Genomic DNA, 20426 nt, shown 5'->3' with positions numbered 1-20426 from the left:
ATTCATGCTCCTCTCATGATTTCATTTACCTTTTATCCTATGCAGCTGCCTATTTATATGGATGCAAAATGGGGATAAATGGGCAGTAATAGATGATCAAACTTTATTTCAAAGAAACACTTTACACTCTTTGATCAGCAACAATATGAATATCAATATGCTTCGTTTGCCTCATAATTTCATTTACAATAGATCCTTTTCTAATTTCTTCCCATCTTGTTCTTGCTGATTGACCGAGTAAAATTTGAGTGACCTGTAATCGTTTTGCAACTTCAATAATGACATCAGCTGGTTTTCTTCCTTTTGCTTCTTCCAACAAAAACGTAGCATGAAATTGATTCGTCAATGATTGCCACTCATCAATTGTTTGCCTTTTGCTTACCGATAATGATTCTATCTTTTCTCTTTCAACATTTAATACATATAATTCAGCATTTAATCGATCTGCCATACGCCAACCACGCCGTATTAATTTCTCTGCTGTTGAACTATATTGCACACAAACGAGAATTTTTTCCTTTACACCTATTGGATCCATTACCGATTGGCTAATTTTATCATCCATATCGTCTGCAACTTCTCTAAGCGATAACTCTCTCAAAGCTCCTAAATTATTAACTGTAAAAAAGTTTTGTAAGCTTTTCTGAATTTTTTCTTCCTTATATATCTTTCCATCAATTAATCGTTTCCGCAGCACTTCCGGTGTTACATCAACAAGTTGAATCTCATTTGCTTTTTGTAAAATAAAATCTGGAATGCGCTCTCGTACTTTTACGTTTGTAATTTGTTCTACAATATCATGAACGCTTTCTAAATGTTGGATATTAAACGCTGATAATACTGATATTCCCGCCTCTAATAGTTCTTCTACATCCATATATCTCTTTTTATGTTTTGATCCTGGGATATTGCTATGTGCTAGTTCATCGACAACAACTACTTGTGGTGCTCTCTTTATAATCCCTTCTACATGAAGCTCATAAAATACTTTTCCTTTATAGTTTATTTCTTTTAAAGGGACTTTTTCTAAATCAGCAATTGCTTCTTCTGTCTCTTTTCTTCCATGTGTTTCAATTAAACCAATGACAATATCAATGTTCTCTTTTTTCATTTCCTGCGCATCAAACAACATTTTATAACTTTTTCCTACTCCTGGAGCAGCACCTACATATAGCTTCAATTTCCCTCGATTCATTCTCCTTATTTCCTCTAAATATTCCTCTGGTGATCTTCTTTGAAATGTGGGTTCATCATTTTCAGCGTACATATTCTTATCACATCCTTACAAAACGAACTACCTCAATCGATATGGATTGAGGTAGTTTATCTATTATTTTGTTAGTTTTTGCACTTCGATGTTTAACTTTAATACATTGACACGTTCTTCCCCATATAAACCAAGTGCACGACCTTCTGTATGTGAAGCAATCATATCTTTTAATTTGTCTTTTGAAATTTGTGTTTCTTTCGCAACACGATCCACCTGTGCGTATGCGGATTTTGGACTAATATCTGGATCAAGTCCAGAAGCTGAATTTGTAATTAGATCCATCGGCACTTCAGTTACTGGTACAGAAGGATTATCTTTTTTCCATTTTTCAATACTTTGTTCTGTACGTTGCAGTAGTTCCGGATTAGAAGGCGCATAGTTATTAGATCCAGAACCTTCTGCTTTATACTCAATACTGGATATACGCCCTTGAAAATATTTTGGAGATTTAAATTCTTGACCGATTAATTTAGAACCAATTACTTTACCTTTATCATATATTAAACTTCCATCTGCATTATCCTTCATCGTTATTTGTGCAACCCCAGTTACCGCAGATGGATAAATCAATCCACATAACACAACAAGCACACCAGTTAAACGAACGACGGGTCCTAAGAAACTTTGTTTTTCTGTCATGAGTATGTCCCCTTCTCTATTAAATGAATAGTCCAACGACTAAATCAATGAGTTTAATACCGATAAATGGTACAAGTACACCGCCAAAACCGTAAATAAATAAGTTACGCGAGAGCAATGCATTCGAACTCATCGGTTTATAAGAAATTCCTTTCATTGCTAGCGGAATCAACATTGGGATGATGATTGCGTTAAAAATGAGCGCTGAAAGAATGGCTGAAAATGGCGAATGTAACCCCATAATGTTTAATGCTTCCATTTGCGGAATTGCCACTGTAAACATTGCAGGTATAATCGCAAAATACTTCGCAATATCATTTGCAATACTAAATGTCGTTAATGCACCACGCGTCATCAATAACTGTTTTCCAATTGCTACCACTTCAATAATTTTCGTTGGATTGGAATCTAAATCAATCATATTCGCTGCTTCTTTCGCCGCCGCTGTACCACTATTCATCGCAAGGCCAACATCAGCCTGTGCAAGTGCCGGTGCATCGTTCGTACCATCACCCGTCATTGCAACTAATTTTCCTTTTTCTTGCTCTGCTTTAATAACAGCTATTTTATCTTCTGGCTTACATTCTGCTACAAATTCATCTACCCCCGCTTCTTTGGCAATCGTTGCCGCTGTTAATGGATTATCACCCGTACACATTACGGTTTTAATCCCCATTTGACGAAGTTGTTCAAATCGCTCACGCATACCCGGTTTTACAGTATCCTTTAAATAGATTAAACCGAAAATACGATTCCCCGCTGCAACCGCAAGTGGTGTTCCACCTTCTTTTGCAATCAAATCTGCCTTTTGATGTAAATCTTTCGGAATCGTTCCACCTTGAGACTGCACCCAATCAACGACCGCTCCAACAGCTCCTTTTCTTACCTTTACTCCATCGTTTAAATCAACACCACTCATTCTTGTTTCTGCTTTGAATGGAACAAATTCTCCTGTTTCTGCTTCTGACGCATTGTAAGAAAGACCTTTTGAGTTTACATACTCAATAACGGAACGGCCTTCTGGTGTTTCATCTAATACAGAGCTAAGCGCCGCCCATTTTGCTAATTTTTCAATTGTTTCATTTCCGGCAGGTAACAAAGTATGCGCCATACGATTCCCAAATGTAATGGTACCCGTTTTATCTAAGATGATCGTATTGATATCCCCTGCTGCTTCTACTGCTTTCCCGCTCATTGCAAGTACATTAAACTTTGTGACACGATCCATCCCAGCTATCCCAATCGCAGATAACAATCCACCAATTGTTGTTGGAATTAAACAAACAAGTAAGGCAACGAGAATCGATGTATCAATTTGAAAACCTAAATAATTCGTAAATAACGGCAGTGTGACAACTACAATTAAAAAGATTAATGTTAAGCTAGTTAGTACTGTATTTAACGCAATTTCATTTGGCGTTTTTTGACGTGTTGCTCCTTCGACTAACGAAATCATTTTATCTAAAAACGACTCACCTGGATTACTTGTAATCTGTATCGTAATTTCATCACTCACAACCATCGTTCCGCCTGTCACAGAACAAAAATCGCCGCCCGCTTCTTTCATTACTGGGGCTGATTCCCCTGTAATAGCGGATTCATCTACCGATGCTAAACCGCGTATAACTTCTCCATCACCTGGGATCATCTCGCCTTGTTTCACAAGAACGATGTCACCCTTTTTCAAACTAGATGCTGAAACTCTCGTAACCTCTCCATTTTCTTTTACAATATTAGCAAAGACATCTTTTTTCGACTGTTTTAACGAATCAGCTTGTGCCTTTCCCCGTCCTTCTGCCAACGCTTCTGCAAAATTTGCAAAGAGAACTGTAAATAATAGAACGAGTGTAACTGTTATATTGAACCATAATGGAACATTTGTTGATAAGCTCGGTACAATTGATAAAATCAATGTAATGAAAAAGCCAATTTCCACAACAAACATAATTGGATTTTTAACCATTTGCTTCGGATTTAACTTTACAATGGATTGTTTTAAAGCAGTTGATACAATATCACGATCCATTGTTTTCGCGCTTCTTATTTCACCATCTTCTCGTTTTGGAGATGGCACGGCTTGTATATGCTTCTCTTTCACCATAGCTGGTCTCATGTTTATTCCCCTCGCTTCTTTCTTATAGAGTTAGAAACTCTGCAATTGGCCCTAATACTAATACTGGGAAGAATGTTAATGCACCAACAATAAAAATTGTGCCAACGAAAATTCCACCAAATAAACCGTTATCCGTTCTGAATGTTCCGACTGTTTCCGGTACTAATGTTTTCTCTTTCAATGAAGCTGCCACTGCAAGCATTGTGACTAAGCCAAAGAAACGAGCTAAATACATCACAAGTCCGGTTGAAATATTCCAAAATGGTGTATTATCTGCTAATCCTTCAAAACCAGAACCATTATTTGCTGCCGATGAAGTAAATTCATAGATTACTTGTGTAATACCATGGAATCCTGAATTTGTAATTGCATCCGTGCCTAAACTTGTAGAAAAAGCAATCGCTGATGCACCCAAAATTAATAATGGTTGGAATAATAATGTTACTGCGATTAGCTTCATTTCTTTTCCTTCTAGCTTTTTACCAAGAAACTCTGGTGTACGTCCGACCATTAAACCTGAAATAAAGACCGCAATCATCGCATACATCATAACATTTATAAATCCTGCCCCGACACCGCCAAACACTGTATTTAACAGCATATTCACAAGTGGTAACATCCCGCCAATTGGCGTAAATGTATCATGCATCGCGTTAACCCCACCTGTTTCAGAAGCAGTTGTTACTGTCGCAAATAAAGATGTCATTACTGTTCCTAATCGAACTTCTTTCCCTTCCATATTCCCCTCTGTACTATCCATTCCTAAATGATTTAATACTGGATTTCCTTGTAATTCAGCCGTTACAACTGTACCAAATCCAATAATAAACATCATGAGCATGGATACAAATAAAATTCTTCCTTGTTTTTTACTGCCTATCATTCTTCCATATGTGAATGGAATTGATGTTGTAATCAACATCATAAGCATCATTTGTAATACATTTGTAATTGCTGTTGGGTTCTCAAAAGGATGTGCCGAGTTAACCCCAAAGAATCCTCCACCGTTATTCCCTAGCATTTTAATAGATTCTAAAGATGCTAACGGACCGCGCGGAATCATCTGTTTTGCACCTTCAAGTGTATGTGCTACCGCAGTGCCACTGAACGTTTGTGGCATTCCTTGTGCTATGAATACAAGTGCCATAACAAATGCGATTGGCATTAACACCCTTATAATTGATCGAACAAAATCAACGAAGAAATTTCCTAATTCTTTTCCTGCTAGACCACGAATAAATGCAATTGCTAACGCTAATGTTGTCGCTGGTGCAGTAAACATCATAAACGTAATTCCAATCATCTGTGATAAATACGACAAACCACTTTCACCGCTATAATGTTGTAAATTTGTATTCGTCATAAAACTAATTGCTGTATTAAATGCAAGTGTAGGTTCCATACCCTCCACTTTACTTGGATTTAATGGGAGAATACCTTGCAATCTAAAAACAAGATAAACAAATAGAATCATAAGTCCATTTGTTAACAACATCGCTAATGCGTATTGTACCCATGTCTGATTACACTGCTTTATACCACCACATTTAAAAATGACTCCTTCAATTGGTCCAAATACTTTCTCTAATGTTTTACTACCTTGAAACGCTTTTTCTAAATAAGCCCCCATCGGTTTCGCTAGTAGCACAAATAATAATATCGTTACGATAGCTGCCACCCATACCATCATCGCCTTTTCCCCCTAATTAAAACTTCTCCGGATTTAATAACGCATAAACTAAATACACAGTAATCGCTGCTACAATAACTGATAAGGCAATCATCATGATTGCTTCCCTTCTTTCACAACTTTATCTGACCAGCTCGTAAGCCCTATCATCGATGCTACTAATACAACAAAGATTCCGATTATCACTACATCTAGCATTCCAATCCCTCATTTCAAAATGTTAAAATTTACCATTTACCTATCAAAAAAAGAACACTGAGGCTCTACTCAGTGTTCAAAAATGAACAACACAAAAGTAAACCTCCTCTCCAAACGCTTACGAGGTTAGCTGTCGGATTCGGGCCTAAAGAGTAGCCCTACTTTCGTAATGAAAGATTCACCCCAAGTGACAATGCACAAAATTGGTTCCCCCGCTCCAAATAATTGGACTCAGCGATATCAGGTTGTTTTTGGAAATTTTTATGAACAATTTATGAATGTAAATATACTCCTCTCTATTTCACTTGTAAAGAGGAAAATTACCTAAAATAAGAAAATATCCCGCCGTTTAAGCGTTTACATTAAGGGTTTTTAATATTTTCTCATCTGTTTCCTTGTCTTTCCTTTCTTTTTCATTAATCATCTTTTAAATATGAAAGAAAAAAGAGCGAATGATTTTAAGTGTATAGTTTGTAACACTTAAAACTCGCTCTCTTTTCTATTCAAAACTTATTCTCTTTGTAAAAATGAACGTAAATTTCTCCCTCGAATATAAATTTGTGACAGCTCCACATGCAGTTTCTCATATTCAATAATATCCGCTTCTAAATACAAATTATCTTTCGATGGCAAGACTATATATGGATCTGGAAAAATAGGATCTTGCATGGCTAATTCTTGAACTCGCTCCAATGATACCGCCCAACGATTTGCTATATCCTCACGTAATAACACCTTCATCTTCACTTCCTCCGCCCTATTCAAAAAATAAAAAAGAAATGTTATCACAATTTGTAAACACTACAAATTTAGCTCCAATTGTTTCATAGAGCCTTACGGGATATCGTTTATTCCTTGTAACAACTGTAATAGGCGCTTGAAAAGAAAAGCGAATGCGCTCCGTAAAGAAACTAACCGTTGGAAGTTCATCTCCTAGTAAGATTACTTTTTTTATTCCGTTACAAATACTTGTTATATTTAGTTCCTTATTGCAGTAATACGTTGATTCAAAGCCATATGCTCGCACTTCATCTGCTATTTGTTCATTTGCTGTAAAAATAATTAAATCACTTTGAAAAGATATTAACTTTCTTAAACTATTTACTTTACTTTCTTCCCCTACACAAACGAGTGTTAATTCTTTTTCCTCATCCATGTACATCTTCCTCCTTAGCATAAAAGAATTCGAATATAGATTGATATTCTCCTATACTAATCAGACCGATGAAGCGATATATCCATCCATGCACCATCCTCTCCCAAGACGCTTACGAAGTTAGCTGTCGGATTCGGACTTTGAGAGTAGCCCTACTTTCATCATGAAAGATTCACCCCTAGTGACCATGCACAATTTGGTTCCTCCGCTCCAAATGAATTGGACTCAGCGTTACAAAAAAAGATTCTGGCTGATATAATACTCCTAAATATGGAAAAAGTAAACAACAAAAAAGCCAGTTATATGACCGTTAAACGGGAGAGATAGAATTTTTAGCAAGAGCGCTGTAGAGAAAAATTGGCAAATGAAATTTTATCGGCGCAAATCCAAATATATCGACCGTTTCTCAACATATATCAGCGATTTTTTCAATATATCGGCGATTCGACAAAGGATATCGACCGCGCGACAAATAACGACAAAAACAGGAGCCTGCTAGCTCCTGTTTCCGAATACGAATATTTATACACGTGTTTCTTGTCGTTTATATGCAAAATGATTCGTTGGTCCATGACCACTTCCAATATTTAATTGCTGTTCAATTGCTATGCTAATAAACTGTTTCGCTTCTTGAACCGCTTCTTCAATCGGATACCCTTTTGCAAGTCCCGCCGTTACAGCAGATGCAAATGTACAACCACTACCATGCGTTTGTTTTGAATCAATTCTTTCGCTTCTAAATTCAACAAACTGCTGACCATCAAAAAGTAAATCAATTACTTCGTTACCTTGGTATTCAGCATGTCCACCTTTCATAAGAACATACTGAGCACCTAATTTGTGCAATACTTTTACAGCTTCTTTGCTATCTTCTATATTATGAATCTCCATTCCTGTTAATACTTCTGCTTCCGGTACATTGGGAGTTATAACTGTGGCAATTGGTAGTAAATATTCCTTTAATGCTTGCACAGCTTCTTGTTGTAATAGAGATGCTCCACCTTTTGCAATCATAACAGGGTCTAGTACAATATTATTCCAGCCAAATTTTTTAATGTTTTCTGCAACAACCTTAATAATTTCGCTACTAAATAGCATACCAAGCTTCACAGCATCTGGTGTTAAATCTGTACCAATAGAATTTAATTGCTCCTGAATCCCTTCTATTGCAACTGGATATACACCTTGCACACCAAGTGTATTTTGGGCTGTAATAGCAGTAATAACCGTCATTCCATATACACCTAGCTCTTGAAATGTTTTTAAATCTGCTTGAATCCCAGCACCACCGCCGCTATCAGATCCAGCAATTGTTAAAGCTTTATTCACTTTCATCTCACTCACCCTTTTCCTATCCAAAATAACGATGGTAAATTGTTTTTGCTTCTACTATATCTTTCGTTCCATGTACAAGAACCCGGCCATCTTGAAACGCAACTAGTCTCTTATCTTCAACCGAAAATGATAATAAATATGGATTCACCATTAAATCAGTTACACGATCGCGCAGCAGTTCTTTATACCGTTCAAAATCTAATTGTTCTTTATGGGGAGGTCTAATTTGAACTGTATTTCTCCCGCATAAAACTGCAGTTTTTGACGTATTATCCTTATTTAAATACGGATACACAGCTTCCTCACCACATGAAGGACAATTATGTTTTCGAAGTTTTTGTACATTCATACATGAATATTCATTTTTCCATACATCAAACGATACAAGCTCTTCCCTAAGTGCCTCATCATCTCCTACTAAAAGTTTAAGAGTTTCCGTTACTTGGTGAGAAACAACGAGAGATACAGCAGGTGAAATGATCCCTGCTGTATCACATGTCGCTCCGCCAAGCGGGATGGATTGTAATAAACAAGATAGACACGGAGTCTTTCCTGGTAAAATCGTATAAGAAAGACCGTAGCTTCCTACACACGCCCCGTAAATCCACGGAATAGAATACTTTTGTGATATATCATTAACGATAAAACGTGTTTCAAAATTATCAGTCGCATCAATCATGATATCAACATTTTTAACGAGCTCTTCTAATTCTTCAGCTGTTACATCCTGGACAAGAGCCTTTATCGTTACATGACTATTAATTGCTTGCAAGCGCCTTTGGGCTGCTATAGCCTTGGGAAGATTATTTTCTACATCCTCCTCACAATATAGCTGCTGACGTTGTAAATTACTCCAATCAATATAATCGCGATCGACAATTGTTACACGGCCAACACCAGCTCTCACAAGCATCTCTGCATTCGCACTACCAAGTGCTCCCGCCCCGATAATTAGTACATGCTTTTCTCCTATCTTTTGTTGCCCTTTTTCTCTAATTGGAGAAAATAGCTCTTGGCGAGAATATCGATTATTCAACTACACTCATTCCTTCTAAAGGACTACTTGCCGTCGCGCAGCGCTTACGTGCAATACGCCCTGCTTCAAATCCTAAGCGCCCTGCATGAATACCTAGTTTCATTGCGGATGCCATTTTAATAGGGTCTTTCGCGCCTGATACAGCTGTATTTAATAACACGCCATCTGCTCCCAATTCCATTGCAAACGCAGCATCCGCTGGGCTACCAACACCAGCATCAACAATAACTGGTACTTTTGCTTGCTCAATAATAAAGCTTAAGTTTAATGGGTTCACAATGCCAAGACCTGAACCAATTGGTGATGCACCAGGCATAATCGCGTGAACACCAAGCTCTTGTAATTTACGAGCTAATACAACATCATCTGATGTGTAAGGAAGAACGATAAAACCTTCTTCTAGTAGCATTTCAGAGGCTTTTAATGTCTCTACTGGATCTGGTAATAACGTTCTGTCATCTCCAATAACCTCTACTTTTACCATGTCACAAAGCCCTGAAGCTTTTGCTAATTTCGCAATACGAACTGCTTCCTCAGCATTTTTCGCTCCTGCTGTATTTGGTAGTAATGTATACTTTTTCACATCAATTTTTTCTAACAAATTCGGTTGGTCTGCATCAAATATATCCATACGACGTACTGCAAATGTTAAAATTTCTGCTTCTGATACTTCAATTGCTTTTCTTTGTACATCATAATCTGAAAATTTTCCTGTTCCTAATAAAAGTCTAGAATTGAATGTAAATGGTCCAATGTTTAACATAATCAACCGCCTCCTACGAAAGTTACAATCTCAATTTGGTCTCCATCAAAAACAGATACGCTTTGATGGTCTTCTTTTGTTAAAATATCTGTATTGCGTTCTACTACAACAATCTTTGTATCTAATCCTAAATGCGTAAGCAGTTCTGCTACTGTCTTAACACTCCCAGGTACCTCTACTTGCTTACCATTAATTTTTAAGTTCAAGCTTCCATCCCCTTTCTAAACCGTTTTAGAAAGCAATGAATCTAGTAAATGACTCCCCTGCTTTCCTTCTATTACATCTGCCATATATTGACCAGAAACAGGACTTAATAAAATTCCGTTTCGGTAATGGCCTGTACAAGCATACAATCCCTTTATTTCCTCATGCGCTCCCATATAAGGAACTTCGTGATTAGATTGCGGGCGTAACCCCGCCCAAGCACTTTCCCATTCTGCTTCTTTCAAAGCTGGTAAGATTGTATAAGCACGCTCTAGTATTGAAGTGATACTTTCTGGTTGTACAGATTTATTAAAGGTATGAGGCTTCATTGTTGCTCCAATTACATAACGTCCACCACGTTTTGGCGCGATATAAAATCGTTCTTGAAAAATAGGAGATTTTAGTAGGGGTTTACGGCTCTTTACAGCAACAACTTCTCCTTTCACAGGGTATGTACCCCACTCTTTATCAAAATGATGAAGAAGTTTTGTGCTCCATGAGCCCCCGGCAATTACTACCTTTTCACATAGAATCATACCTTCATTCGTAATAATCCCTACTACTCGATTGTTCTCTATTTTGATATCAAATACTTCTGTTTGTTCATATATATCAGCTCCAGAAACGGCTGCAGAATGCGCAAATGCTTTCGTAAGTTCCGGCGCAGTGACATGACCATCTTTCGGATAGTATACAGCCCCCATAATGGATGAAGAGAGGAATGGCTCTTTTTCACGAAGCTCATCCCCGGTCATAAAATATGATTCTTCACCTGTTTTCTGTTGCCAGCCCATAATATCTAGTATTCTTGCCTTCTCATCTTCAGTTTGAGCAATACGATAGATACCTTTCTCTTCATACCCAATATCAATACCCGTTTTTTCACGTAACGTTTCTGCAAGTTGCGGAAATATTTCACGGCTTTTCCTAGCAAGCTCAAATAGTGGATCATACGCATCCCACTCCGCCTGTACACCAAGCAAACCTGCCGCTGCTTTAGAAGCTTCAGATGCAATTCTTTGTTTCTCAACAATCACCACTTGGTATCCTCTTTCCGCTAGAAAATGTGCAACTGAACTACCCATTACACCACCGCCAATAATGGCTACATCATATACCTTACTCATGATTTTCCGCCCACTTTCTTATTGTTTCCTTATACAATCTTGCTTTCTCGTATGGAGTACGATTACTGACAATTCCAGACATAACAGCAATACCACTCACACCAGACCGAAGAACCTCTGCTGTATTTTCAGGTGTTACCCCTCCAATAGCTGTAATCGGTATCGTTAATCGCCTTGCCATATCTGAAATTTCTTCTAATCCTCTTGCCGGAACGCCCCTCTTACAATCCGTTGGAAATACATGGCCATAAACAAGAGAATCTGCACCGTTTTTGAAAGCTGTTATCGCTTCTTCCAAAGAATGCACAGAATACCCAACATGCAAATACGAAAACTTTTCTTTCACAGACCTAACATCTGCACTTCGATATCCCAATTGGACGCGAGGGATATGTAATAAAATTGCAATATCGATTCGGTCATTTATCACAAGCTTAGATGCTGGAAAGCCCCTCTTTAGGAGACCTTCCACACCTTCATACAACTCTTTCGTACTTTTTTCTCGCTCACGAATATGCAAATAATCAATCTCACTCTCAATTTGCATCGCTACATTCGTTAACTCTTCGAATGTCATCTGACCATTTGAGATAACATGGAGCTCGCCTTTCATATTCACTCGCCTACTTTAAAATATTTTCAAATAATTCATTGGCAGGAATGCTTTCTTTTGTCATTCCTTTTTCTTTCAACCATTTATTTTGTTTTTCCCATGACTCTTTTGTGTCTGATAAAAATGGCTCATCTTTCGTTTCCATTTTCTCTAATAAAATTTTCATACTTTCTTTTTCAACTTCCGGAACAAGCGGGAAGTTTTCTTTTTCTTGATGATCTAATAAAATATTTAGTGCTTCATCTGGGTTTTTCTTCATGAAGTCGTAGCCCTTTTTCGCACCACGTAAAAATGCTTGTAATGATTCTTTATCTTTCTTCAATGTTTTATCACCTGTGACAAAAACAAGTTCATGATAATTTGGTACACCATACTCAGCTGGATTAAAGTATGCTGGCTCATGGCCTTGATGGCGCATAACAGGAACTTCATGGTTAATGTAAGCACCTGTGACAGCATCTACCTTTTTCGTAATTAACGCCGGCACCAAATCAAATCCAACATCTACTACTTTCACAGCACTAGGATTTCCACCAGCTTCTTTTACCATCGTTTTTAAATATGCCTCACTTAAAGGTGTTCCAGAATAACCAACTGTTTTACCTTCTAAGTCTTTTGGTGATTTAATACCTGCTGATTTTAACGATACAACATGATTTAGTGGTGAACGGACCACAGCTCCAATTGATTTCACTGGAATTTGTTCATTTGCTCTTGCGATGACAACATCTGGCTGATAGTATAGACCAACTGTTACTTTTCCTGCTGCCGCTAACGTTAATGGATCGGTTGGATTAGATGGGAATTTAATATTCACCTTTACTCCTTCTTCTTTAAAGTAGCCCTTTTCAATCGCTGCATAGATAAAACTATGAACCGCGTTTGGATACCAATCGAGCATCACTGTAATTTCTTTCTCTTTCTTTTGCTTCTCTAATACTGAATTGCTAGAACATCCTGCAATCATTACAACTAATAATGTAAACACAAAGATGCGCTTGAATAATTTCATGAATGTTTCCTCCAACTAATGAATTTCTTTTCTAATATCGAAACGAGTAATACAAAGAAAATAGCTAGTAATGATAACAGTACAATCGGTGCAAATACGCCTGCCCCATCTAACTGCGTCATCATTCGTTTACTAAAGTATCCTAAACCCGCTTGTGCACCAAGCCACTCGCCAATCGCTGCTCCAATTACACTAAGCGGAACAGCTATTTTTAAAGCAGAGAAAAAGTACGGAAGTGCAGATGGCAATTTTAACTTTAGAAAAATATCTTTTTTCGTTGCACCATATGTAACTAAAAGCTCCTCCCATTCCTTTTTCGTACTGCGTAACCCATCATACGTATTTACGGCAATTGGGAAAAATGTAATCAAAACGGTCACAACTACTTTGCTCCAAATTGAATATCCAAACCATAAAACAAACAATGGTGCTAGCGCTGTAATTGGAATCGTTTGTGATGCAACTAGTAACGGATAAAATGCTCTTTCTATCCATGTGCTAGCATTCATTAACATCGCGAGCCCCACACCAAGTACAATGGAAATAACAACTCCTATCAAAACCACGTATAACGTTGCCGGCAAATGAACTGTAAGCAATATATCTTGCAACGCCCACATTTTCGCTAGAATTGCAGTAGGAGATGGCAATATGTACATCTCGTCAACAATTCTAGCTCCCACCTCCCAAGCTATGAGCAGTATGCTACTTAAAATCAGTGCAGGTAATAACTCTGTCACACGCTTCATACGAGCACCTGCCTTTGCAGCATACTAAGTAATTCATCTTTTAAAGCTAATATCTCAGGTTTATGCAAATCTTTTCTTGAGCGATCTATTCCAAGTGGTACAATACGCTCCGTCAAAGTGGTAATAGGCTGCTCGGTCACAACTAAAATTCGATTGGAAAGAAAAAGCGCTTCCTCCACATCATGTGTGATAAATAAAATTGTTTTTTGCCACTGTTTCCATTGTTCAAACAACCATTCTTGCAACGTTGCTTTCGTTAAAGCATCTAATGCGCTAAAAGGTTCATCTAACAACAAAACGTCCCCGCCTGTTAATAAGGTTCGAATAAAGGATACTCGTTGCCGCATACCACCTGATAAATCTTTCGGATATTTGTTCTCGTATCCTTGTAAACCAAATTGTTCTAACAGCTCTTTTGCTTTTACATGTGCTTCTTTTTTCTTTATCCCCTGGCACTCTAACGGCAATGCTGCATTTTCAATAATCGTTCTCCACGGCAGAAGCATATCTTTTTGTGGCATATACCCTACAGGATGACTCGTTGTTTCTGTCAGTTGAATATTTCCAGCCGTAGGTTCTTCTAATCCTGTAATTAAACGAAACAATGTACTTTTGCCACAGCCACTCGGCCCAATAATGCTAACAAACTCTTTTTCTTGCACGGAAGCATCTAGACCGTTTATGATTGGCTTTTCATCATAATGAAAGGAAACATTATGAAATTGTAGTATGCTCTTGCTCCTCAAAACCCCACATCTCCTTACGATACGCCATATCCCAGAATAAATACTCAAATCGGCTAGAATATAAGAAAATCTCTTCTAATCTAGCTAGCTCTTGTTCAGATTTCCCTTCAGCTAGTTCATTTAATAAATCCATTAGCCAAATGCAAAGACTTCCATACTCTTCTGAGCTATATCCTTGAATCCACTCTCCGAAGAACTCATGATCCCTCGCTCCTGGAATATCATTTAAACGCTTTCCAATTTCCCAATAACTCCACATACATGGAAGAAGAGCCGCAATTAACTCTGCAAGCGTGCCATTTTGAGATACTGACATCATATAGTTTGTATACGCTAAATTTTTAGCAGATGGCTTTGCTTCCTCCATCTCTTGTATAGAAATACCAAGACGTTTTGCATACTGTTTATGAATCGTCATTTCTCCATTTAAAATACCATCTATTTGTTCTGCAAATTTCCCCATCACATATGGATTCGTTGCCTTTACAACTCCAATTGCATAAACCTTCGCATAGTCTAGCAAATATAAATAATCTTGTACGATGTAATATTGGAATTTGTCTTTTTCTAACGTGCCATCCCCCATTCCAGTTACAAATGGATGGTTATGACTTTTCTCCCAAACAGGCTGCACAGTTTCAAATAACCTCTCACAAAATTTCATTTATATTTCCCCTTCCTTTATATCTATTTATTAAAATAAAAAACCACTTCTATATAAGAAGTGGTTCAGCAAATAAAAATACATTTATTCGTTGCTCCACTTCCCTTCGCTAGTATTACCTAGATCAGGTCCGTAAGGGTTAAGGATTATTCCTCTCTCAGCATGCAAAGCACCCCTAGTGGTTTTCACTATTAAATTGGCAAATAAAAAAGCCCCGTTTCTTTACGCAAAGAAACGGGGACCTAATGTTCATGTCCGAATTGCTTCCCTACGCTAGCATAATCTAGATCAGGTAGTAAAAGGATAAAAGACTTTCGGTCTTACTCTCAGCTGGCAACACCAGCTCTCCTAGCACAATATGAAATTACCATAGTCAGTATAACATTGTCATGTGTTATCAGCAACTGTTTTAAATTAGCATGGCACTTAAAAAGGATCTGGTCGCTTCTATGCATAGGCGGATTCTCTTCCCCACCTAAAAACGTTCTTCTTCCATTTTTTCAATTTGTATTTCTATATTTATTCTGAAAATACTATATAACTCCATTTTGATTTTTCGACATATGAGCTACGGCTATGAAAGCAAAAACAATTCTCCATTTATCCCCACTTTTTGTTTTCACACGGCATGGGGCAGAAAAAGGCCCTGACCGCTTCTATCCATGGACGGATCCTCTCTCCCACTCAAAAAGAAAGGTTTTATGTCGATTTTTTAACTGATATTTATATAATTATCTTTTATCCAAACTCTAATGATTGTTTATCTGTTATTCTTGTAATATATTTCGATTCCATTAAAAAGTCGTTATTTTTTTCACATATCATATTACAGTTATGTGAACAATGCACAAAATATTATATCTTTATACTATAATAAAAAATATATTAATACATCGATGGGGGGCTAATATTAGATGAAACAGAAAGCTACAGCTTTAACGGCAACTACTGTCGCAGTCACATCTCTACTTCCATCCATAAATCAAGTAGACACACGTACTGCAGCAGCCCAAGAATTGCCTACACAAAACATTCAACATATAAAACCAGGCCCAGAAATATTATATTTGAATAATAGGATAAATACAAGAGATAAAACTAACTCCTTAAAAAAAACAAATATTGCGTTTACTAAATATACTGAACGGAACAATAGTTATATCGTAAATGCCAATGTGTTAAATATTCGTTCTAAACCAAATATCAAATCCTCTATTATTGATAGATTATCCAATGGTAAATTCATCTCCGTCCAAGAAACAAAAGGGGATTGGTATAAAGTCTCACATAATGGGCAACAAGGATATGTAAAAAAAGAATTTGTATCTCATACATCAGAAGCATTAGTAAAAGGGGTTACAATACAAAATGAATCTTCCTTTTACGTTGCTACACCTACCTTAAAAGTCCGCCGTGGAGCTGGAACAGATACTGCTGTAATTGGGGCTTTACAAAACGGAACACAAGTCACTGTTATAGAAACAGTTGGTACCTGGTACAAAGTTCGCTTCGGAACATCTTACGGATTTGTAGCAAAGCATTATATTATTCAAAAACAACCACAAACGAGACAAGCCGCTCCTTCTATTCCTGCTGTTTTTAAATTCCCTACTCAAGGAACGATTAGTTCTACATTTGATATGCGCTGGGAACAAATGCATTATGGTATAGATATTTCCGCACCAGGTAATGTTTCAATTCATGCAGCTGCTGCAGGTAAAGTTATAAAGTCTTATTACTCTGCTAGCTATGGAAATGTCGTATTTGTAGCACATCATATTCGAGGTAAACTATATACAACCGTTTACGCTCATATGAAAGACCGTTCAGTACAAGTTGGTGATCAAGTTCAAACCGGGCAATTATTAGGATATATGGGAAATACAGGTCATTCATTTGGACAACATCTCCATTTTGAATTACATAATGGTGAATGGAATTTTGAAAAGACAAACGCAGTAAATCCACTGCCTTATTTGGTTCGGTAATATTATATGTCACGTAATATACCATTAATAATTGAGTATATAGCTTTTCTCGGTTTAATCTGTTGCTTAGTCATTTACAATACGAACCTTGTCTTTTTGGGTATCGTCATCTCATTTGTTGCTATTGAATCATTGATGGAAGCATTCAAAATTCGACTGAAGAAACAAATTTCTCATATATATACTGCATTTATTATTATAAGCGGCTTAATAACAAATATTATTTATAGTGGTTTTCATATGGCTGCTATATTCCCTGTATTTTTTATAGGGGTGCTAACCATCATTTCCCAATATATTTATATTCCTGAACACCGTAAGAACCAACAAGAAGCTTAGAACAGCCTTCTACATTTACGACGAAAAAAGGGGTCTCACTTAAAATGAGACCCCTTTTTTCATCTATACATTATATTGAAAAATTTCTTTTTATCCACACGCATATCGTTCATAAATAAAACTTAAATTATATTTCTTCTCTAAGCCCATTCGTTGTTCATCATCACACCAGTAAAATAAAATATCATGAATCGTTGCATAACGCTTATTCTTTAGAAATTGCTTAATAAATGACGGTAAACAATCGTGTAATTGTATAAATATATAATTCCGCAGGATTTCTTCTTTATGTTCAATTCCTTTACAAACATACATCAACTCTTCACAATAATATGCATGTTGCGGAACTTGAATCATTTCAAAAAATGGTACATATGATAATAGTTTTCCAATGAAGTGCTCGTATCGATTCATAAACTCAAATGACATATGCTCCATCATTTCCTTCATTACATAAAGATAATCATCCACATGAGTAGTTTTTAGCGGATTAAGGCGGTCAGAAATTTGAGCGATTACAGCCCTTTGACATGCAACAACAGAACGACTCGGTCCATAATATGTTAAAAAATCCGTACACTTACGATATTTTTTTAATAAGTCATATATGTATAAGTCATAAACGTATGTATTACAGTATATTGCTAAATTCATCATCTCTTGATCCAATTCTTCTTTGGACAATCGTTTTGCCTGTTTGCAAATATAAAAAAATGTAAGTTCCATTACTTCCTTATGAGATAATAGCTTTTCACATTTTTCAATACATTCCTCATTAAATTTAATTCTTTCCCATATCATTACATCTCTATTTTCCGATTTCCCGATGCGATATTTTACAATTAAGTAGTTCCAAGCCACAACTTGGGTTAAAACATCCCACGTTTCATATTCCATAGATGTATGTACAAATTCATCTAATTTATGGTTCACCATAAATGTATAAGCTTCCTTATACCAACCGATGTCCTGACATAAACGAACAATACGAACTAAAGTTGGTATTTCATCTTTATGAAACTGTGGCAACTCCTTCACTTTATTCATTCCATATAAAATAAACGGAGCCAAGTTTTCCTGTTTATAAAATTCTTTTTCTTTCCAAGCTAAAATTGTCCGTTCTTTTCCTTCGCCTTTTGGATGATTTGGTACAAGTAAGGAAAATAAATCTGCAAAATTAGTTGGTTCCACATAAGCCTCTGTAACCAAATTCCAATTTGGATTACTCTGTACCTCCCTCATATTATTTCCCCTCCGTTTCTATTTATATAAAATCTTTGATAGTTTAGTAGATAATCATAATATTATAAATATTATTATATTCAAAATTCCTTATGAAGCTTTTATTTATTATTATATCATTTTTTAACATAACAAAAATTAGTAATGGAAATTGTTAAATAAAATTTCAAATGAACTTAACATATGTCATTCTCCAGATACATTTAATGAAGCATATTTATATCTATGCGTAATATTTTGGATACGCTTTAATCACAATATAGCTTTATTTACATTATTAATAAAACGTATCCAATCTTACCTATTCTCTAAACGAAAAATAATCTGCAGATATTCCTTTATTCTGTATGCTCGGAAATTTCACTTAAAGCAAATCCTGCTTGATCATCAGCTTTCTCTGCTATTGCTAAATCACCTAACGCTAACATCCCAACAAGCCCGCCATTCTCAACTACAGGTAGTCTTCTAATTTGGTGCTGCGCCATTAACTCTGTAGCCTTTTCAATAGAGTCATCAGGAGAAACAGACACAATTCCTGTAGTCATGATATTTGTAATTTTATTAGACCCGGGATGTTTCTCAGCAATTCCACGAACAACTAAATCACGATCAGTGACAAGACCAACCACTTGATTGTTCTCTACAACTGGAATCATTCCAATGTCCTCTTCTTTCATTTTCACAGCAGCTTCATATACATTATCTAGCGGTGTACACTGTACAATATCGGTACTCATAAATTCTCTAACTGTTGTCATGTAGCTTTATTCCCTCCTTCTTATACATACTATAGTTTTTCCAAATTCCCTTTATTTATTATGAAATAAAGGGAATTTCAAATTAATGTTATCGTATATACAAAAGGAAAAAGCTTTCGCATTATATTTTCACAAGAAAAAAGAGTCAGCTAATTGCTGACTCTTTTTTATGACCCGTACGGGATTCGAACCCGTGTTACCGCCGTGAAAGGGCGGTGTCTTAACCACTTGACCAACGGGCCATGGCTCCGCAGGTAGGACTCGAACCTACGACCGATCGGTTAACAGCCGATAGCTCTACCACTGAGCTACTGCGGAATATGGTGGGCCTAAATGGACTCGAACCATCGACCTCACGCTTATCAGGCGTGCGCTCTAACCAGCTGAGCTATAGGCCCATATTTCTTACAGGGGCAGTAGGAATCGAACCCACACCGGAGGTTTTGGAGACCTCTGTTCTACCTTTAAACTATGCCCCTAAGTGGTGCCGGCTAGAGGACTTGAACCCCCAACCTACTGATTACAAGTCAGTTGCTCTACCAATTGAGCTAAGCCGGCTTTTCAAAAAAAAAAAGATGGCTCGGGACGGAATCGAACCGCCGACACGAGGATTTTCAGTCCTCTGCTCTACCGACTGAGCTACCGAGCCTTTATGTAAATGGCGGTCCCGACCGGGGTCGAACCGGCGATCTCCTGCGTGACAGGCAGGCATGTTAACCACTACACCACGGGACCATTTGGTTGCGGGGACAGGATTTGAACCTGCGACCTTCGGGTTATGAGC

The 20426-nt window shown here is 37.1% G+C and carries 22 protein-coding genes, 7 tRNA genes and 4 riboswitches; of the genes, 2 read left to right on the top strand and 27 right to left on the bottom strand.

Annotated elements, in window-relative coordinates:
• Nucleotides 1-121 precede the first annotated feature (121 nt).
• From kdpDN to tenA, 18 genes are all read right to left on the bottom strand, one after another.
• Nucleotides 122-1267 carry a KdpD-like non-kinase potassium sensor gene (kdpDN, locus tag AC1M36_RS10380; RefSeq protein ID WP_431613301.1) on the bottom strand — a complete coding sequence of 382 codons (1146 nt, stop codon included), beginning with the start codon at nt 1265-1267 and terminating at the stop codon, nt 122-124.
• Between the two features lie 63 nt (nt 1268-1330).
• On the bottom strand, nt 1331-1909 hold the full coding sequence (gene kdpC, locus AC1M36_RS10375; protein ID WP_431613302.1) for a K(+)-transporting ATPase subunit C: 579 nt from the start codon (nt 1907-1909) through the stop codon (nt 1331-1333).
• 19 nt (nt 1910-1928) lie between these two features.
• Entirely contained in the window at nt 1929-4022 is a 2094-nt protein-coding gene (kdpB, locus tag AC1M36_RS10370) for a potassium-transporting ATPase subunit KdpB (protein ID WP_479845829.1), read from the bottom strand.
• 22 nt (nt 4023-4044) lie between these two features.
• Entirely contained in the window at nt 4045-5709 is a 1665-nt protein-coding gene (gene kdpA / locus AC1M36_RS10365) for a potassium-transporting ATPase subunit KdpA (RefSeq protein WP_431613307.1), read from the bottom strand.
• Between the two features lie 19 nt (nt 5710-5728).
• Nucleotides 5729-5809 carry a K(+)-transporting ATPase subunit F gene (gene kdpF, locus AC1M36_RS10360; RefSeq protein ID WP_000972378.1) on the bottom strand — a complete coding sequence of 27 codons (81 nt, stop codon included), beginning with the start codon at nt 5807-5809 and terminating at the stop codon, nt 5729-5731.
• Entirely contained in the window at nt 5806-5910 is a 105-nt protein-coding gene (locus tag AC1M36_RS10355; protein ID WP_336450654.1) for a signal peptide protein, read from the bottom strand. Before AC1M36_RS10355 ends, kdpF begins: the two co-directional genes overlap by 4 nt.
• A gap of 101 nt (nt 5911-6011) precedes the next feature.
• A riboswitch (cyclic di-AMP (ydaO/yuaA leader) is annotated at nt 6012-6157 on the bottom strand.
• 263 nt (nt 6158-6420) lie between these two features.
• Complete coding sequence (locus AC1M36_RS10350; RefSeq protein WP_336450653.1) at nt 6421-6651, bottom strand: hypothetical protein; 231 nt, start codon at nt 6649-6651, stop codon at nt 6421-6423.
• Between the two features lie 16 nt (nt 6652-6667).
• A complete protein-coding gene (locus tag AC1M36_RS10345) occupies nt 6668-7066 on the bottom strand; it encodes a hypothetical protein (RefSeq protein WP_431613305.1) in 399 nt (132 codons plus the stop codon).
• 93 nt (nt 7067-7159) lie between these two features.
• Nucleotides 7160-7307, bottom strand: a riboswitch (cyclic di-AMP (ydaO/yuaA leader).
• Nucleotides 7308-7588: 281 nt separating this feature from the next.
• Nucleotides 7589-8401, bottom strand: a complete 813-nt coding sequence (gene thiD / locus AC1M36_RS10340; protein ID WP_479845828.1) for a bifunctional hydroxymethylpyrimidine kinase/phosphomethylpyrimidine kinase — start codon at nt 8399-8401, stop codon at nt 7589-7591.
• Nucleotides 8402-8417: 16 nt separating this feature from the next.
• Nucleotides 8418-9437 carry a thiazole biosynthesis adenylyltransferase ThiF gene (locus AC1M36_RS10335; RefSeq protein ID WP_479845827.1) on the bottom strand — a complete coding sequence of 340 codons (1020 nt, stop codon included), beginning with the start codon at nt 9435-9437 and terminating at the stop codon, nt 8418-8420.
• On the bottom strand, nt 9430-10200 hold the full coding sequence (locus tag AC1M36_RS10330) for a thiazole synthase (RefSeq protein WP_336450649.1): 771 nt from the start codon (nt 10198-10200) through the stop codon (nt 9430-9432). Before AC1M36_RS10330 ends, AC1M36_RS10335 begins: the two co-directional genes overlap by 8 nt.
• Nucleotides 10201-10202: 2 nt before the next feature.
• On the bottom strand, nt 10203-10406 hold the full coding sequence (gene thiS / locus AC1M36_RS10325) for a sulfur carrier protein ThiS (RefSeq protein ID WP_336450648.1): 204 nt from the start codon (nt 10404-10406) through the stop codon (nt 10203-10205).
• Nucleotides 10407-10421: 15 nt separating this feature from the next.
• On the bottom strand, nt 10422-11531 hold the full coding sequence (thiO, locus tag AC1M36_RS10320) for a glycine oxidase ThiO (RefSeq protein WP_479845826.1): 1110 nt from the start codon (nt 11529-11531) through the stop codon (nt 10422-10424).
• Complete coding sequence (tenI, locus tag AC1M36_RS10315) at nt 11524-12144, bottom strand: thiazole tautomerase TenI (RefSeq protein WP_479845825.1); 621 nt, start codon at nt 12142-12144, stop codon at nt 11524-11526. The genes thiO and tenI overlap by 8 nt, the downstream gene beginning before the upstream one ends.
• 10 nt (nt 12145-12154) lie before the next feature.
• Nucleotides 12155-13156, bottom strand: coding sequence for an ABC transporter substrate-binding protein (locus AC1M36_RS10310; RefSeq protein WP_479845824.1), 1002 nt, complete (start codon nt 13154-13156; stop codon nt 12155-12157).
• On the bottom strand, nt 13153-13905 hold the full coding sequence (locus tag AC1M36_RS10305; protein ID WP_479845823.1) for an ABC transporter permease: 753 nt from the start codon (nt 13903-13905) through the stop codon (nt 13153-13155). Before AC1M36_RS10305 ends, AC1M36_RS10310 begins: the two co-directional genes overlap by 4 nt.
• Complete coding sequence (locus tag AC1M36_RS10300) at nt 13902-14651, bottom strand: ABC transporter ATP-binding protein (RefSeq protein ID WP_479845822.1); 750 nt, start codon at nt 14649-14651, stop codon at nt 13902-13904. The genes AC1M36_RS10305 and AC1M36_RS10300 overlap by 4 nt, the downstream gene beginning before the upstream one ends.
• Nucleotides 14620-15315: a thiaminase II gene (gene tenA, locus AC1M36_RS10295; RefSeq protein ID WP_336450642.1), complete on the bottom strand. Its 696-nt coding sequence runs from the start codon at nt 15313-15315 to the stop codon at nt 14620-14622. The genes AC1M36_RS10300 and tenA overlap by 32 nt, the downstream gene beginning before the upstream one ends.
• Before the next feature lie 84 nt (nt 15316-15399).
• Nucleotides 15400-15502: riboswitch (TPP riboswitch) on the bottom strand.
• Between the two features lie 61 nt (nt 15503-15563).
• Nucleotides 15564-15675: riboswitch (TPP riboswitch) on the bottom strand.
• A gap of 554 nt (nt 15676-16229) precedes the next feature.
• Here tenA and AC1M36_RS10290 point away from each other — a divergent pair.
• Nucleotides 16230-17303 (top strand): SH3 domain-containing protein, encoded by a 1074-nt coding sequence (locus tag AC1M36_RS10290; protein ID WP_479845821.1) that lies wholly within the window; start codon nt 16230-16232, stop codon nt 17301-17303.
• Nucleotides 17304-17309: 6 nt separating this feature from the next.
• Nucleotides 17310-17642 (top strand): hypothetical protein, encoded by a 333-nt coding sequence (locus tag AC1M36_RS10285; protein ID WP_336450640.1) that lies wholly within the window; start codon nt 17310-17312, stop codon nt 17640-17642.
• 90 nt (nt 17643-17732) lie between these two features.
• Here the strand turns inward: AC1M36_RS10285 and AC1M36_RS10280 are convergent, their stop codons facing one another.
• From AC1M36_RS10280 to AC1M36_RS10240, 9 genes are all read right to left on the bottom strand, one after another.
• Nucleotides 17733-18884 (bottom strand): DUF3965 domain-containing protein, encoded by a 1152-nt coding sequence (locus AC1M36_RS10280; protein ID WP_336450639.1) that lies wholly within the window; start codon nt 18882-18884, stop codon nt 17733-17735.
• Nucleotides 18885-19222: 338 nt separating this feature from the next.
• Complete coding sequence (locus AC1M36_RS10275; protein ID WP_336450638.1) at nt 19223-19642, bottom strand: CBS domain-containing protein; 420 nt, start codon at nt 19640-19642, stop codon at nt 19223-19225.
• A gap of 170 nt (nt 19643-19812) precedes the next feature.
• A tRNA-Glu gene (locus AC1M36_RS10270) sits at nt 19813-19884 on the bottom strand.
• Between the two features lies 1 nt (nt 19885).
• A tRNA-Asn gene (locus AC1M36_RS10265) sits at nt 19886-19960 on the bottom strand.
• A gap of 3 nt (nt 19961-19963) precedes the next feature.
• Nucleotides 19964-20040: transfer RNA gene (locus tag AC1M36_RS10260), tRNA-Ile, on the bottom strand.
• A 10-nt stretch (nt 20041-20050) separates the two neighbouring features.
• Nucleotides 20051-20121 (bottom strand) — tRNA-Trp (locus AC1M36_RS10255).
• A 3-nt stretch (nt 20122-20124) separates the two neighbouring features.
• Nucleotides 20125-20200: transfer RNA gene (locus tag AC1M36_RS10250), tRNA-Thr, on the bottom strand.
• A gap of 18 nt (nt 20201-20218) precedes the next feature.
• A tRNA-Phe gene (locus AC1M36_RS10245) sits at nt 20219-20291 on the bottom strand.
• A gap of 10 nt (nt 20292-20301) precedes the next feature.
• Nucleotides 20302-20377, bottom strand: a tRNA-Asp gene (locus tag AC1M36_RS10240).
• Nucleotides 20378-20426 lie beyond the last annotated feature (49 nt).

The sequence above is a fragment of the Bacillus sp. Medicinal_06 genome (assembly GCF_056711665.1).
This window is presented reverse-complemented; position numbering and strand designations above follow the sequence as displayed.

Excerpts from the sequence above, each read along its gene's own strand:
- kdpDN (WP_431613301.1), bottom strand. The coding sequence starts at position 1,267 with ATGTACGCTGAAAATGATGAACCCACATTTCAAAGAAGATCACCAGAG.
- kdpC (WP_431613302.1), bottom strand. The coding sequence starts at position 1,909 with ATGACAGAAAAACAAAGTTTCTTAGGACCCGTCGTTCGTTTAACTGGT.
- kdpB (WP_479845829.1), bottom strand. The coding sequence starts at position 4,022 with ATGAGACCAGCTATGGTGAAAGAGAAGCATATACAAGCCGTGCCATCT.
- kdpA (WP_431613307.1), bottom strand. The coding sequence starts at position 5,709 with ATGGTATGGGTGGCAGCTATCGTAACGATATTATTATTTGTGCTACTA.
- kdpF (WP_000972378.1), bottom strand. The coding sequence starts at position 5,809 with ATGATGATTGCCTTATCAGTTATTGTAGCAGCGATTACTGTGTATTTA.
- AC1M36_RS10355 (WP_336450654.1), bottom strand. The coding sequence starts at position 5,910 with ATGCTAGATGTAGTGATAATCGGAATCTTTGTTGTATTAGTAGCATCG.
- AC1M36_RS10350 (WP_336450653.1), bottom strand. The coding sequence starts at position 6,651 with ATGAAGGTGTTATTACGTGAGGATATAGCAAATCGTTGGGCGGTATCA.
- AC1M36_RS10345 (WP_431613305.1), bottom strand. The coding sequence starts at position 7,066 with ATGGATGAGGAAAAAGAATTAACACTCGTTTGTGTAGGGGAAGAAAGT.
- thiD (WP_479845828.1), bottom strand. The coding sequence starts at position 8,401 with ATGAAAGTGAATAAAGCTTTAACAATTGCTGGATCTGATAGCGGCGGT.
- AC1M36_RS10330 (WP_336450649.1), bottom strand. The coding sequence starts at position 10,200 with ATGTTAAACATTGGACCATTTACATTCAATTCTAGACTTTTATTAGGA.
- thiO (WP_479845826.1), bottom strand. The coding sequence starts at position 11,531 with ATGAGTAAGGTATATGATGTAGCCATTATTGGCGGTGGTGTAATGGGT.
- tenI (WP_479845825.1), bottom strand. The coding sequence starts at position 12,144 with ATGAAAGGCGAGCTCCATGTTATCTCAAATGGTCAGATGACATTCGAA.
- AC1M36_RS10310 (WP_479845824.1), bottom strand. The coding sequence starts at position 13,156 with ATGAAATTATTCAAGCGCATCTTTGTGTTTACATTATTAGTTGTAATG.
- AC1M36_RS10305 (WP_479845823.1), bottom strand. The coding sequence starts at position 13,905 with ATGAAGCGTGTGACAGAGTTATTACCTGCACTGATTTTAAGTAGCATA.
- tenA (WP_336450642.1), bottom strand. The coding sequence starts at position 15,315 with ATGAAATTTTGTGAGAGGTTATTTGAAACTGTGCAGCCTGTTTGGGAG.
- AC1M36_RS10290 (WP_479845821.1), top strand. The coding sequence starts at position 16,230 with ATGAAACAGAAAGCTACAGCTTTAACGGCAACTACTGTCGCAGTCACA.
- AC1M36_RS10285 (WP_336450640.1), top strand. The coding sequence starts at position 17,310 with ATGTCACGTAATATACCATTAATAATTGAGTATATAGCTTTTCTCGGT.
- AC1M36_RS10280 (WP_336450639.1), bottom strand. The coding sequence starts at position 18,884 with ATGAGGGAGGTACAGAGTAATCCAAATTGGAATTTGGTTACAGAGGCT.
- AC1M36_RS10275 (WP_336450638.1), bottom strand. The coding sequence starts at position 19,642 with ATGACAACAGTTAGAGAATTTATGAGTACCGATATTGTACAGTGTACA.